The sequence below is a fragment of the Streptomyces sp. A012304 genome, assembly GCF_026008495.1.
Lineage (GTDB): Bacteria > Actinomycetota > Actinomycetes > Streptomycetales > Streptomycetaceae > Streptomyces.
Genome location: NZ_BQUN01000112.1, coordinates 220,247 through 234,190, shown reverse-complemented (window position 1 = coordinate 234,190; position 13,944 = coordinate 220,247). Strand labels below are relative to the sequence as shown.

12 protein-coding genes and 1 pseudogene are annotated in these 13,944 nt (G+C 73.7%); 8 read left to right on the top strand and 5 right to left on the bottom strand.

Annotation, left to right across the window (positions count from 1 at the left end):
* A pseudogene (locus ALMP_RS29750) lies at positions 1–269 on the top strand (HEAT repeat domain-containing protein); the annotation flags it as partial.
* Between the two features lie 79 nt (positions 270–348).
* Here ALMP_RS29750 and ALMP_RS29745 read toward each other — a convergent pair.
* On the bottom strand, positions 349–933 hold the full coding sequence (locus ALMP_RS29745) for a hypothetical protein (protein ID WP_264933823.1): 585 nt from the start codon (positions 931–933) through the stop codon (positions 349–351).
* Positions 934–1,203: 270 nt separating this feature from the next.
* Between ALMP_RS29745 and ALMP_RS29740 the strand changes: the two genes are divergently transcribed.
* From ALMP_RS29740 to ALMP_RS29725, 4 genes are all read left to right on the top strand, one after another.
* Positions 1,204–2,289, top strand: a complete 1,086-nt coding sequence (locus ALMP_RS29740; RefSeq protein ID WP_264933821.1) for an exo-alpha-sialidase — start codon at positions 1,204–1,206, stop codon at positions 2,287–2,289.
* A gap of 73 nt (positions 2,290–2,362) precedes the next feature.
* Complete coding sequence (locus ALMP_RS29735; protein ID WP_264933819.1) at positions 2,363–3,040, top strand: uracil-DNA glycosylase; 678 nt, start codon at positions 2,363–2,365, stop codon at positions 3,038–3,040.
* A complete protein-coding gene (locus tag ALMP_RS29730; protein ID WP_264933817.1) occupies positions 3,037–4,044 on the top strand; it encodes an N-acetylglucosamine kinase in 1,008 nt (335 codons plus the stop codon). Before ALMP_RS29735 ends, ALMP_RS29730 begins: the two co-directional genes overlap by 4 nt.
* Before the next feature lie 141 nt (positions 4,045–4,185).
* A complete protein-coding gene (locus ALMP_RS29725; protein ID WP_264933815.1) occupies positions 4,186–5,109 on the top strand; it encodes a sirohydrochlorin chelatase in 924 nt (307 codons plus the stop codon).
* A 111-nt stretch (positions 5,110–5,220) separates the two neighbouring features.
* Here the strand turns inward: ALMP_RS29725 and ALMP_RS29720 are convergent, their stop codons facing one another.
* Together ALMP_RS29720 and ALMP_RS29715 are read right to left on the bottom strand one after the other, a co-directional pair.
* The gene (locus tag ALMP_RS29720; RefSeq protein WP_264933813.1) at positions 5,221–6,264 is read right to left on the bottom strand and encodes a lactonase family protein; all 1,044 of its coding nucleotides are present in this window, start codon (positions 6,262–6,264) and stop codon (positions 5,221–5,223) included.
* 179 nt (positions 6,265–6,443) lie between these two features.
* Positions 6,444–7,949: an FUSC family protein gene (locus tag ALMP_RS29715; RefSeq protein WP_264933811.1), complete on the bottom strand. Its 1,506-nt coding sequence runs from the start codon at positions 7,947–7,949 to the stop codon at positions 6,444–6,446.
* Between the two features lie 262 nt (positions 7,950–8,211).
* Here ALMP_RS29715 and ALMP_RS29710 point away from each other — a divergent pair, with 262 nt between their 5' ends.
* Both ALMP_RS29710 and ALMP_RS29705 read left to right on the top strand, forming a co-directional pair.
* Positions 8,212–8,688, top strand: a complete 477-nt coding sequence (locus ALMP_RS29710) for an Lrp/AsnC family transcriptional regulator (RefSeq protein WP_264933809.1) — start codon at positions 8,212–8,214, stop codon at positions 8,686–8,688.
* A 192-nt stretch (positions 8,689–8,880) separates the two neighbouring features.
* Complete coding sequence (locus ALMP_RS29705; RefSeq protein ID WP_264933807.1) at positions 8,881–11,667, top strand: beta-L-arabinofuranosidase domain-containing protein; 2,787 nt, start codon at positions 8,881–8,883, stop codon at positions 11,665–11,667.
* Between the two features lie 65 nt (positions 11,668–11,732).
* Here the strand turns inward: ALMP_RS29705 and ALMP_RS29700 are convergent, their stop codons facing one another.
* On the bottom strand, positions 11,733–12,527 hold the full coding sequence (locus ALMP_RS29700) for a LysR family substrate-binding domain-containing protein (RefSeq protein ID WP_264933805.1): 795 nt from the start codon (positions 12,525–12,527) through the stop codon (positions 11,733–11,735).
* A 58-nt stretch (positions 12,528–12,585) separates the two neighbouring features.
* Between ALMP_RS29700 and ALMP_RS29695 the strand changes: the two genes are divergently transcribed.
* The gene (locus ALMP_RS29695; RefSeq protein ID WP_264933804.1) at positions 12,586–13,008 is read left to right on the top strand and encodes a DUF5997 family protein; all 423 of its coding nucleotides are present in this window, start codon (positions 12,586–12,588) and stop codon (positions 13,006–13,008) included.
* A gap of 6 nt (positions 13,009–13,014) precedes the next feature.
* Here ALMP_RS29695 and ALMP_RS29690 read toward each other — a convergent pair whose 3' ends face one another.
* The gene (locus ALMP_RS29690; protein ID WP_264933802.1) at positions 13,015–13,920 is read right to left on the bottom strand and encodes a DMT family transporter; all 906 of its coding nucleotides are present in this window, start codon (positions 13,918–13,920) and stop codon (positions 13,015–13,017) included.
* Between the last annotated feature and the right edge of the window lie 24 nt (positions 13,921–13,944).

Here is a 13,944-nt window from a genome sequence, read left to right as displayed (position 1 = left end):
GCGCTCTGGCCCGGATCACCGGGGAGGTGGAGCCCGCCGTCGCCGGGGTGCTGCGGACCGCCTGGGCGGAGGACACCTCGGCCCGGCTCGCGCTCGCGAGATCCCTCACGGCGCTCGGAGCCGCCGCCGCGCCGCTGCGGGACCTGGCCGAAAGAGAACTCGCCGCGCCCCGCCGCCACTTGGCACGACCGCGTGGGCACGGCAGCCATGACATTCCCAGGGACGAGGAGCTGGTGCGGCTGTGCCGGGAGCTGATGGAGAGGCGGTGAGCAGCGGACAAAAGAAGAGGGCGAGAAGTGGGGAGCGGTGGAGAGGGGTGGGCGGCCCGCCGTCCCTGTCCCCGTGGCCTCACCCCGCGTGCCTGCCCCACAGCGCGTCGAACCGCGCCCAGTCCGCGTCCCACTGCTCCACGCGTCGGCGTTCCAGGCGTCCCCGCAGGACGCGGCCGCCGGCGTAGGGCAGGGTCGCCGCTCCCACGCCCGCGAGTCCGCCGACCAGCGAGGCGCGGAGGCGGGCCTGGGCGGCGGTGGCGGGCCGGGTGACCAGGCGGCCCTGGCGGTCCGTCCAGACGGTGACGCCGGTGCCGGCGGCGCTGCCGGGGCTGACCCGGATCTGACCGGTGTGGGTGGAGCCGTCGGGGCCGGTCCAGCCGACCTTCGCCCACACTTGGTCGCCGCTGGCGGCGCCGGGCCGCGCGGCGGGCTTCCCGGGGGCCCGCTCGGTCAGCCGTCCGGCGACGGGACGCCACTCGGTGCGCTCCCGCGCCAGGCCCTGTTCCACGGACCGGGAGGTCGCCCAGCCGGCCAGGACCCCGACGAGGACCGTCAGCGCCCAGGCGCCGAGCAGGACCCAGGCCTCCACCGTGTCGGCGCGACGCTTGAGCGGATTGCGTCGCCAGCGCCACAGCCACACCTTCGGACCACGGAACGCCATCGAAGGCTTCCTCCTCATGAGCGCGTGAACATCCTGGCCGCACTCCCATACGCGGCGGGCGGTCCGGATGCTCAGGACGAGTCCTTCGCCTCGACGGTCCCACGGGCCCCGCGCCCCGCGCAGGCGTCCCGCCGAACGTGGCCGACATCCGGCGGTGCCGGGCCGCCCTCGCCGCTGTGACCTGCGGCGACCGCGTTTGCGGGGGTGACTGTCAGTGGCGGGGTGCACACTGGCCGGTGCTGAGACAAAGACGTCCCGGAGGTGATCGGCATGACCGAGGTACTGCTCGCCGTAGGCACACGCAAAGGCCTGTTCATCGGGCGCGGGCGCGGCGGCGCCTGGGAGTTCGACGCGTCGCCCTACTTCAACGCACAGGCGATCTACTCGGTCGCCATCGACACCCGCGGCGACCGCCCGCGTCTCCTCGCCGGCGGTGACAGCGCGCACTGGGGACCCTCGGTGTTCCACTCCGACGACCTGGGCCGGACCTGGACCGAACCGGCCAAACCGGCCGTCAAGTTCCCGCCGGACACGGGCGCTTCGCTGGAGCGGGTGTGGCAGTTGCACCCGGCGGCCGCCGAGCCGGACGTGGTGTACGCGGGCACCGAACCGGCCGCGCTGTACCGCTCCGAGGACCGCGGGGAGAGTTTCGAGCTGGTCCGCCCGCTGTGGGAGCACCCGACGCGTTCGCAGTGGATGCCGGGCGGTGGCGGCGAGGGGCTGCACACCGTGCTCACCGACCACCGCGACCCGCGTGCCGTGACGGTCGCGGTGTCGACGGCCGGCGTGTTCCGCACCACCGACGGCGGCGCGAGCTGGACGCCCTCCAACTCCGGGGTGTCTGCGGTGTTCCTGCCGGATCCGAACCCGGAGTTCGGCCAGTGCGTGCACAAGGTCGCGCGGGACGCGGCCGACCCCGACCGCCTCTACCTCCAGAACCACTGGGGCGTGTACCGCAGCGACGACGCGGGCGCGCGGTGGACGGACATCGGCGAAGGGCTGCCCTCCACCTTCGGCTTCGCCGCCGCCACGCATCCCCGTCGCGGCGACACGGCGTACGTCTTCCCGATCACCGCCGACGCTGACCGGGTCCCCGCCGACCGCCGCTGCCGGGTGTTCCGTACGGCGGACGCGGGCAGGAGCTGGGAGCCGCTCACGGCGGGGCTGCCGCAGGAGGACCACTACGGCACCGTGCTGCGCGACGCGCTGTGCACGGACGACGCGGACCCGGCGGGCGTCTACTTCGGCAACCGCAACGGCGAGGTGTTCGCGTCGGCCGACGACGGCGACAGCTGGCGGCAGTTGGCCTCACATCTGCCGGACGTGCTCTGTGTGCGGGCCGCGGTGGTCGGATGAGGCCACCGGGGGGACCGTCGGGCCTTGGCCACCGGTTGATCACCGCCGCTGGTACGGCAGTAGGGTGACGCCCGTGGCACCACGACCCTTGCATGAAATCGTCGAACCGGGCTGGGCGAAGGCCCTGGAACCCGTGGCCGGACGTATCGCCGCGATGGGCGACTTCCTGCGCGCGGAGATCGCCGCGGGACGCACCTATCTCCCCGCCGGGCAGAACGTCCTGCGGGCCTTCCAGCAGCCCTTCGACGACGTCCGCGTCCTGATCGTCGGGCAGGACCCGTACCCGACGCCGGGTCACGCGGTGGGCCTGTCGTTCTCGGTCGCGCCGGACGTACGGCCGTTGCCCGGCAGTCTGATCAACATCTACCGGGAGCTCCACACCGACCTGGGTCTGCCCCAGCCGTCCAGCGGCGACCTGACGCCGTGGACGCAGCAGGGCGTGCTGCTGCTCAACAGGGCGCTCACCACGGCCCCGCGCAAGCCGGCGGCGCACCGGGGGAAGGGCTGGGAGGAGGTCACCGAGCAGGCGATACGGGCGCTGGCTGCGCGTGGCAAGCCCTTGGTGTCCATCCTGTGGGGGCGTGACGCGCGCAATCTGCGTCCGCTGCTGGGCGACCTGCCGTCGGTGGAGTCCGCGCACCCCTCCCCCATGTCGGCCGACCGTGGCTTCTTCGGTTCGCGGCCCTTCAGCCGGGCCAACGACCTGCTGATCCGCCAGGGTGGTCAACCGGTGGACTGGCGCCTGCCATGACCGCCCCCGCGGGCGCGGAGCACGCCGAGGGCTTCCTCGCCGTGGACTCGGGCGGCTCCGGCCTGCGGGTCGCCGTCGGAACCGCCGCGCGGGGCACGGCGCGGCGGCGGTCGTCGAAGGTGCCGGTGCGCACCGGCTCGCGGGGCGTGGACCCGGAGCACCTCATGGAGCAACTGACCCCTCTGGTCAGGGCGTTGACGGCGGAGACCGGGATCCGTCCGGCCACGGCGGTCGTCGGCGCCGCGGGGTTCAGCACCCTGGGCGACGCTCTGCGCGCCGAGCTGCCGGGCGCCCTGGCGCGGGAGTTCGGTGTCCGCAGGACCGTCCTCGCCGCCGACGCCGTGACCGCCTACGCCGGTGCGCTCGGATCGAGGCCGGGTGCCGTGGTGGCCGCCGGCACCGGTCTGATCGCGATCGGCACGGATTTGACGACCTGGCGCCGGGCCGACGGCTGGGGCCATCTGCTGGGCGACTGCGGCGGCGGCGCCTGGATCGGCCGGGCCGGCCTGGAGGCCGCCCTGCGCGCGTACGACGGCCGCGCCGGCGGCTCCGGCGCGCTTCTGGCGGGCGCCGAGGAGCAGTTCGGGCCGCTGCCCGGGCTGCCGGGCCTGTTCTACCCGCGCCCGGACCGCGCGGCCGTCCTCGCCTCCTTCGCGCCCCGGGTCGCCGCCTGCGCGCCGGGCGACCCGGTCGCCGCGGACATCCTGCGGACGGCGGCCCGGCACATGGCCGACTCGGCGGCCGCCGTCTGCCCCGCGGACGGCGAACCCCACGTCGCCGTCACCGGCGGCCTCTTCGCGATCGGCGACCCTCTCCTCGTACCGCTGCGGGAGGAAATGACGCGGCGGCTGCCGCACGCGCGGTGGGTCACGGCCGGCGGCGATCCGCTGGACGGCGCGGCCCGGCTCGCCGTCGGGCTGGCAACGGGCACGCTCACCCTGCCGGGTGACGAGACGATGCTGTACGTGGGTGAAGCAGACACCATGACACAAAAGGGGAATTGACCTGTTCGAGGGCAAGTCGTCCGGAAAACACGCTGATCACTTCTGATCCGTACGTAACTCATCAGACAAAACAGGACGGATACCGCTCACCTGCACCCTGACCGAACAGGGGAGCCCAAGAAGCCAGTAACATGCGGCGCCATGAGCTCCCCCACTGGGCCCGCGTCCGGCCTGCCTGTACGAATGCCGCGCCCCCGCCAGCCCGGGCGGCACCGGCGCCCTGAGCCCCTCGCGGCTCCCGAAGGCGCGCCCGCGCTGGTCCTCGCGGTGCCGGGCACGCCGAGCGCCGTCACCCGCGGCCTCGCCGAGGAGGTCGTGAGCATCGCCCGCTCCGAGCTGCCCGGCCTCGACGCGCGCATCGGGTACCTCGACGGGGACGACACCGAGTTCCCCACCCTCCAGTCCGTGCTGGTGTACGCCGCCGACGAGCGCACCGCCCGCTACGAGCACGCCCGCGCCGCCGGCCTGGACGTCAAGGAGCCCGACGGCCCCGTCGCCGTGATCGTGCCGCTGCTGGCCGGTCCGGACAGCGCCCTGCTGCGCCAGGTCCGCCAGGCCCTCATGGACAGCCGGGTCGCCGCCGAGCTGACCGACGTCCTCGGTCCGCACCCGCTGCTCGCCGAGGCGCTGCACGTGCGGCTGTCGGAGGCCGGTCTGGCCCGCGCGGACCGCGCCCGCCTGTTCACCGTGGCGACGGCCGCGGACGGCATCATCCTGGCGTCCGTGGGCGGCGAGGAGGCAGTGCAGGCCGCCGGGATCACCGGCATGCTGCTCGCCGCGCGTCTCGCCGTGCCGGTGATGGCCGCGGCCCTCGACCAGGAGGGCTCCATCGCCTCCGTGGCCGAGCAGCTGCGCACCTCCGGCTCCCAGCAGCTGGCGCTGGCGCCGTACCTGATCGGCCCGGAGATCGACGCCATGCTGATCGAGGAGGCGGCCAAGGAGGCGGACTGCCCCGCCGCCGACGCGCTCGGCCCGTACCCGGCGATCGGCAAGCTCGCCCTCGCCAAGTACACGACGGCCCTGGGCATCGCCCCGCAGCAGCCGCAGGGCGCGCCGGTCCGCTGACCGAACGGCACCACGGGGAGCCCGCGGCGCCCGAACGACGAAAGGGCCCGCTCCGGCAGGGAGCGGGCCCTTCGCGTGCCGACCGGCGGGGCCGACCGGCGGGGGCCGGGCTCAGTCGAGGACCACGCAGGACGCGGCGGGCACCTCGATCGAGCCGCTGCGCCGGGGCAGCCCCGTCGCCGGGTCCACGGCGAACCAGGTCACGTCGCCGGAGCGTTCGTTCGCCACGTACAGGAAACCGCCGGAGGCGGCGAGCGCGCGCGGCCAGCGCCCGACGCAGGGCACGGTACCGACCAGGCGCAACGTGGAGCCCTCGTCCGCCACGGCGAGCACGGAGAGCACGTCCTCGCCGCGCGTGGCGGTCCACACGAAGCGCCCGTCGGGCGAGACGACGATGCCCGAGGGATAGGCGTCCCCGGCGGGCGCCTCGGGCAGCAGCGGCACCTCGGTCAGCGGCTTCAGCGAGCCTTCCGGGGCGTCCCAGCGGCAGACGGTGACGGTCGGGGTCAGCTCGTTCACGATGTACGCGTACGAGCCGGACGGGTGGAAGGCAAGGTGGCGCGGTCCGGAGCCGGGGCGCAGCGCGAACTCCCGGTGCAGGACGAGGTCGCCGTCGCGCAGGTCGCACACCCGCACCGAGTCCGTGCCGAGGTCCACGCTGACCGCCCAGCGTCCGCTCGGGTCGGGCTGCACCTGGTGGGCGTGCGGGCCCTGCTGGCGCGGGGTGTGCGGGCCTGAGCCGCTGTGCCGCAGCACGCTGGAGGCGGCCCGGGCGAGGGTGCCGTCGGGGCGCACGGGGACGGCGGTGACGCTGCCGGAGCCGTAGTTGGCGGTCAGGACGTGGCCGTCGAACACACTGAGGTGCGTGGGGCCGTTGGCGTCGACGGGCACGGGCGGGCCGGCCGGTTCCGGGAGGCCGTCGCGCGTGAGGCGGTACGCGGCGACCGCGCCCTCGGCGGTCTCGCTGACCGCGTAGAGGGTGTCGCCGGTCGGCGAGAGGGCCAGGTAGGAGGGGTCGGGGGCGCCGTCGAGAGTACCCAGGACGGTGAGCGCACCGCTGTCCGGGTCCCGGTCCGCCGCCACGATCCCGGGCCCTCCAGCCGCCGTGAACGACCCGATGAACGCCCGTCTGCGCCGTCCGTCGACGTCTGCCACCGCTGTCCCCTTTCGTGCCGCCGCTGTTCGGGGTGACGGTAGCAGTCGATCACGATCGGTCTAGACCAAGACGGTGACTCTTCCCAGCCATGCCCATCACATGGACCTCTTTCGCCCCACCCGTCCTCGTCACCCGTTTTCGCGAGGACCTGCCCGGCGCTCCCTTCATGGCCAGAGGCTCAGGCGCCGACCAGCGGTGACCCCAGCGGTGACCCCGGAGGGGTCCGCAGCGGCTGGGCCAGCTCCGCCAGGGCTTGTTCCAGGCCGTGCAGATGGGCCAGCGCGGGCTCGTTCACCGGCGGCCGCTCGGTGGGCGCCACATGGCCGGAGCCGCCCTCGGTCAGCGCCTCCACCGCGTCCCGCACCCGCCAGCAGGCGGCGGCGAGGCGGGTGTCGTGGGAGGCCTCCGGGTCCGCGGCGACCGCGACCAGGCCGCGGATCTCACGGGCGCAGTCGTCGAGCAGGCCGAGGACCCGGCGGGCGCGCCGCTTGCGGCCCAGCATCGGGTTCAGCGGGTGGACGAGCGGGGCGACGGACAGCCGCACCCGGCCGAGCAGCTGCTCCAGTTCCGCGACGCGCCCGGCGGGGTCGGCGGCCGGGTCGCCCGCGAGACGCGCGGCGGCCTCGGCGGTGCAGGTGTGGACACAGCGCAGGGCCCGCTGGATCCAGCCGTCGGTGACGGCGTGCGTCGTCACCGGCAGCACGAACAGCACCGCCAGGACGGCGCCGAGCGCGCCCACGCCGGTCTCCGCCAGACGCAGCGCCAGCAGCCCGGGGCTGAGGACGCCGAGGAGGCCATAGAGCAGTTCGGCGAGCAGGGTCACCCAGAGCATCATCCAGGTGTAGGAGACGGCGGCCGTGTAGAAGACGCCGAAGACGCAGACGGCGACGAGGGCGGCCGTGGGGGCGCCCGCCCCGTTCAGCGGGACGGCGACCAGCAGGCCGAGCCCGATGCCGATGACGGTGCCGAGGACCCGGCGGAAGCCGCGCACGAGGGTCTCGCCGCGCGAAGTGGTGTTGACGAAGATCCACCAGGTGGCGCCGACGGCCCAGTACCAGCGCTGTCCGGACACGAGCTGGCCCACGACGAGCGCGAAGCCCGCGCCGGCCGTGGCCTGGACCGCCTGGCGCGTGGTGACACGGGCGAGGCCGCGGCCGCCCGGCGCGGCGGGCACCGGCGCCGGGGGCAGCCGGCGCTCGTAGCACCACACCCCGAACCGCACCGCCGCCGCGGTCAGCACGGACAGCGCGACGGCCGTGAACAGCTCGGGCAGCTGGCCGACGGCCGCGTGCAGGAACTGCGCGACGAAGAACATCATGAACGCGAACACGCCCAGGCTGTGTCCGCGCGGCCCCCAGCGGCGCGCGTACACGCCCGCGCCGATGACGGCGAGGAAGGCGAGGTCGCGGGCGACGGGCTGGTCGTGCAGCACGGCGGCGGCCGCGAGCACCGGCATGCCGACGGCGGGCAGCAGCGCGGTGGTGACCGCCTGGCCGCGCACGGTGGCGTCGGTGACGGTGAACAGGGCGAGCAGCGCGGCGAGACCACCGGTGACGGTGCCGGTCAGGGAGTGTCCGGCGAGGCCGCAGACCACGACCGCGAGCCCGACGCCGAGGACGGCCCGGGCGGCGAACCGCAGCCGCGCCCGCCCCGGGTCCGGAGCCACGAACACCCTCTTCAGCACTGCTTCCGCCCCTTCGTGACACCGGCATGAAAAAGGCGCCGCGGAGTCCGCAGCGCCATCGACGCCCCCATGACACCACTCGTGCCGTCACTGGCTCAAGTGAGGCCCGGAACACTGAGCCATTGGCTCAGTATCAGCCGCCCTGCCCGGGTCGGCCTGAAGCCAACGGACCAGAACCGAGCGGCCCACCGGAAACACCCTTCACTGGGCCATTGGTACAGTCGAAGGTGATCATCGGGGGCTTGAGGGGAGTGCCGACGCCATGGCCGTGGACGAGCTGGACACACGCATCCTCAGGCTGCTCCTCGAACAGCCCCGCACCAGCGTGCGAGAGTACGCCCGCATCCTCGGCGTCGCGCGCGGCACGCTCCAGGCCCGCCTCGACCGGCTGGAACGGGACGGTGTGATCACCGGGACGGGCCCGGCCCTCTCCCCCGCCGCGCTCGGCCACCCGGTGCTCGCGTTCGTGCACATCGAGGTCACCCAGGGCCACCTCGACGACGTGGGCGACGCGCTGGCCGCCGTGCCGGAGATCGTCGAGGCGTTCTCGATCACCGGCGGCGGCGATCTGCTGACCCGGGTGGTGGCGCGGGACAACGCCCACCTGGAGGACGTGATCCAGAAGCTGATCAGCCTGCCGGGCGTGGTCCGCACCCGCACGGAGGTCGCCCTGCGGGAGCGGGTGCCGCACCGGTTGCTGCCGCTGGTGGAGTCGATCGGCCGCACCGCCCCCAAGTGAGGCCGACACGCGACCGATCACGTCGACACCGTTGACGCGCTCCCGTCACACCCATAACGTCTGGTCGACCATCCGTACACCGTGCGTGATTTCGAACGACTGACGGCTCGGCGAAGACGCCTCGCTCGCGAACGACTGTGCCGTCGTACCCCTGTCGAGACGTCGAACCCCGTGGACCCGGAGGAGCAGCACATGGCACCGCCGCTCAGCAGACGGACCCTTCTCCAGAGCGCGATCCTCTCCGTCGCCGTCCCCGGCATCGCCGGCGGAGCGGCCACGACGGCCTCGGCGGTCACCCTGCCGCCCCCGGCCGCCTGGACCCTCCAGCCCTTCGCCCTCGACCAGGTCTCCCTGGGCCCCGGCATCTTCGCCACCAAACGGCAGCTGATGCTGGACCACGCCCGCGGCTACGACGTGAACCGGCTGCTCCAGGTCTTCCGCGCCAACGCCGGTCTTCCCACGGGCGGCGCGGTCGCCCCGGGCGGCTGGGAGGGGCTCGACGGGGAGGCCAACGGCAATCTGCGCGGCCACTACACCGGCCACTTCCTGACGATGCTGTCCCAGGCGTACGCGGGCACCGGCGACCAGGTGTACGCGGACAAGATCGGCACCATGGTCGGCGCGCTGACCGAGGTACGCGAGGCCCTGCGGCGCGACCCGGCCGTACTGAGCGTCGACGGCAGGTTCGGCCCGGCGGCCGAGACCGTCCGCGGCTCCTACCAGTACGTCGAGCTGCCCGCCGGCGTGCTCGGCGGTGCCACGGCCCTCACCCTGGCCGCCTGGGTGAAGCCGACGCACGCCGGCGACTGGGCCCGCGTGCTCGACTTCGGCAACGACACCACCCGCTACCTGTACCTGGCCGCCCGCAACGCGAGCGGGGTGCCCCGGTTCGCCATCACCACCAACGGACCTGGCGCCGAGCAAGGGCTCAACGGCACCGCCGCGCTGCCCCTCGACCAGTGGAGCCACCTCGCGGTCACCCTCGACGGCGGCACCGGCACGCTGTACGTCAACGGCGCGGCCGTGGCCCGCAACACGGCCATGTCGCTCACCCCGGCCGCCCTCGGCACTCTCGCCGACCACTGGCTCGGCCGGTCCCACTACGCCTCCGACCCGGTCTTCGCGGGCGCCTTCGGCGGCTTCGACGTCTTCTCCCGTGCCCTGAGCGCCGACGAGATCGCGGCGCTGCAGAGCGCGCGCACCCCGGGCGACCTCGCCTCGTACGCCTTCGACGAGACCTCGGGCTCCACCTTCGCCGACGCCTCCGGCCACGGCCGGACCGCCACCCTGCGCCGCACCTGGGGCGGCCCCAGCCATCCGGGGTTCCTCGCCGCGTACCCCGAGACTCAGTTCATCCAGCTGGAGTCGATGACCAGCGGCGACTACACGAAGGTGTGGGCGCCCTACTACACCGCGCACAAGATCCTGCGGGGTCTGCTGGACGCCCACCTCGCCACCGACGACGTCCGCGCCCTGGACCTCGCGTCGGGGATGGGCGACTGGATGTACTCGCGGCTGTCCCGGCTGCCCGACGCGACGTTGCAGCGGATGTGGGGCATCTTCTCCAGCGGTGAGTTCGGCGGCATCGTCGAGGCGATCTGCGATCTGCACGCCCTCAGCGGCAAGGCCGAACACCTCGCCCTGGCCCAGCTGTTCGACCTCGACCGGCTCATCGACGCGTGCGCCGCGAACACCGACGTCCTCGACGGCCTGCACGCCAACCAGCACATCCCGATCTTCACCGGCTACCTCCGGCTGTACGACGCGACGGGCGAGGAGCGCTACCTCACCGCCGCGAAGAACTTCTGGGACATGGTGGTACCGCACCGCATGTACGGCATCGGCGGCACCAGCACCGGCGAGTTCTGGAAGGCGCGGGACGTGATCGCGGGGACGATCAGCGCCACGAACGCCGAGACGTGCTGCGCGTACAACCTGCTGAAGCTCAGCCGGGCGCTGTTCTTCCACGAGCAGGACCCCAAGTACATGGACTATTACGAGCGGGCCCTGCTCAACCAGGTCCTCGGCTCCAAGCAGGACCGGCCGGACGCGGAGAAACCGCTGGTCACGTACTTCATCGGGCTGACGCCCGGTCATGTGCGCGACTATACGCCCAAGCAGGGCACCACCTGCTGCGAGGGCACCGGCATGGAGAGCGCCACGAAGTACCAGGATTCGGTGTACTTCAAGGCCGCCGACGGCAGCGCCCTGTACGTCAACCTGTACAGCGCGTCCACTCTGACCTGGGCCGAGAAGGGCGTCACCGTCACACAGAGCACGGACTTCCCGCGCGAGCAGGGCACCACGCTCACCGTGCGGGGCCGCACCGCCTCCTTCGCGCTGCGGCTGCGGGTGCCGTCCTGGGCGACCGCCGGGTTCCGGGTGACGGTCAACGGCCGCAGGGTGAGCGGCACTCCGACGCCCGGCAGCTACTTCACGGTGTCCCGGACCTGGCGCGACGGCGACACCGTCCGGATCGCGGCCCCGTTCCGGCTGCGGGTGGAGAAGGCCCTGGACGACCCGTCGTTGCAGACCCTGTTCTACGGGCCGGTCAACCTCGTCGCCCGTGACTCCGCGACGACGTACCTGCCGTTCGGCCTGTACCGCAACGCGGCGCTCTCCGGGGACCTGCTGCCCTCCCTCACGCCCGTGAGCGGCAAGCTCCTGCACTTCACGCTCGACGGCACGGAGTTCGCGCCCTTCTTCGAGGGCACCGAGGACCCCACGCACGCGTACGTCCGCCGCACCGAGCCGCGCGTGGTGTTCGGCACCAGCGACTCGGGGGTGGCCAACCCGGCGAAGGTGGACGGCACGACCCTGCTCGACGAGGTGTGGGCGGCGGCGCCGTTCAGCGGGAAGGGGGCGCTGGTGACCCGCGTGCGGAGCGTGGTGAACGCCTGGGTGGCCGACGGACTGCTCGCCTCGGCCGACGGCCAGAAGGTGGTGAGCACGGCGCGCGGCGCGACGTTCGTGCCGTAGTGGAGGCACCGGAAAGGGCCTCGCGGGTGCGGAAGGCGCGTGTCCGGAGGGGCGTGGCGCGAGGGCTACGAGCGGCGGCGCGGCTTGCCCGTGCCCCGCTTGCCGCCACCGCTCCGGCCCTTGGCGGTGCCGCCGCTCCGCCCGCCGGCGGCGCCGCTCCGGTCTTTGGTGGCGCCGCCGGTCGCCCGGCCCGCCGTCGGCTTGCGCGGCTCGCGCTTGGTGCCGGTCTTCGGCTCGGGCTGCTGCCGCGCGCGGCCACGCGTGCTGTTGACGGTGCGGCCGCGGACGATGCCGATGAATTCCTCGACCAGGTCGGTGGTCTCCTCCTCGGGCCAGGACAGGGCGACTCCCGACTGAGGGGCGTCCACGACCGTGCGGTAGGTGAGGTCGCGTCGGTGGTGCAGCCGGGCCAGCGACTGGGGCACGACCAGGACGCCGATGTTCGCCGCGACCAGTTCGATCGCGTCGGCCGTGGTCGCCGGGCGCTCGAAGGCGGGCTCGCCCGGCGGCCGGTCCCAGCCGAGCACGTCGTCCAGGGGGTGGAGGACCACCTCGTCGGCGAGGTCGTCGAGACCGATCTCGTCCGCCGCGGTGATCACGTGGTCCTTGGGGACCACGACGACGGTCGTCTCGGTGTAGAGCGGGATCGCGCTGAAGACCGTGCGGTCGACCGGGAGGCGTACGAGGCCGGCGTCCGCGCGGCCGTCGCGCAAGACGTCGGAGGCTTCGGCGGGCGGTACCTGGAGGAGGGTGAGGGGGACGTCGGGCAGGCGCTCCTGCCAGACCCGCACCCACTTGGCGGGCGTCACTCCGGGAACGTACGCGAGCCGGAACGAGGGGGAATCCGCCGAGTCGGTCATCCCGCCAGGTTACCGGCTGTGGTCGGAGGTCTCTTCGGCGGCCGATAGTCTGGACGGCATGAAGTCGCAGCAGAGCACCCAGACCATGAAGCCCGCGACCGCGGCGAAGAAGCTGGGTGTGTACCTCCCCGCCACCCCCACCGAGTTCCAGGAGGGTGTCGTCTCGCGCGCCGAGCTGAACGAGCTCCAGACGAATCCGCCCGCCTGGCTGCGCGAGCTGCGGGAGAACGGCCCGCACCCGCGTCCGGTGGTCGCGGCGAAGCTCGGCGTGTCCATCGCCGGTCTGGCGCGCGGCGGTGTGACGGAGGCGCTGACCACCGAGCAGATCGAGGAACTGAAGGACGCGAGCCCCGAGTGGCTGGTGAAGGAGCGCGCCACGCAGGCGGAGGTCCGCAAGGAGGCGGCCCGGCTGAAGCAGCGCAACGCCGAGCAGAGCAAGAAGGGCGAGCAGGGCGAGAAGGCGGCGCGCGCCGAGTCCTGACCGCCGTCAGCGGCGCCCCGGCGCGAGGATGCTCAGGGCGTTGGCCAGCACGACGGCGGTGACGGCCGTCCAGTCGACGAGGCCGAGGCCCTGGCCGAGCCCGATCCAGCCGACCAGCGCCGCGAGCACCGGATTGACGCTCATGAACAGGCCGAACGCGGCCGGGGGCACGTGCCGCAGGGTGAGCAGGTCGGCGAGGTAGGGCACGGCGGAGGACAGCACTCCGGCCACCACGGCACAGCCGACGGCCGACGCGGTCGGCGGCTGCCGCAGCACCAGCGCCACGCCGACCGGCAGGAACACCAGGGCGGACACAACGGCCGCGGCGGCCGAGCCCTGCGCGCCCGGCAGACGACGCCCGACGGTCCGGTTGAGCAGTATGTACGCCGCCCAGCACACGGCGGCCAGCAGCCCGAGGCCCATGCCCAGGTAGTCGGTGGAGGGCTGCGGCCGCATCAGGGTGACGGCGCCGGCCGCGGCGATCACCGCGCAGCAGGCGTCGACGCGGCGGCGCGCGGAGGCCAGGGCCAGGGTCAGCGGGCCGAGGAACTCCAGGGTCACCGCGAGTCCCAGGCCGATGCGGTCGATCGCCGTGTACAGGGAGAGGTTCATCGTCCCGAACACCACGGCCAGCAGCAGCACCGGCCCCCACTGCCGTCGGGTGAAGGACCACGGCCGGGGGCGGCCCACGGCGAGCAGCACGAGCGCGGCGACGTACTGGCGCACCGCCACCACCCCCACCGGACCGAGCACCGGAAAGGCGAGCGAGCCGATCGCGGCGCCGGTCTGGTTGGACAGACCGCTGCCGACCATGGCGGCCACCCCGGCGGCGCGCCGCCGGGAGTCCCGTTCCGGTGGCAGGGACGGGCTCGGCGTCGAAGGCGACCCTGCGGGCGGGGACACGGCAGTCATGGCGGGATCGTCCTCCCGCACCGC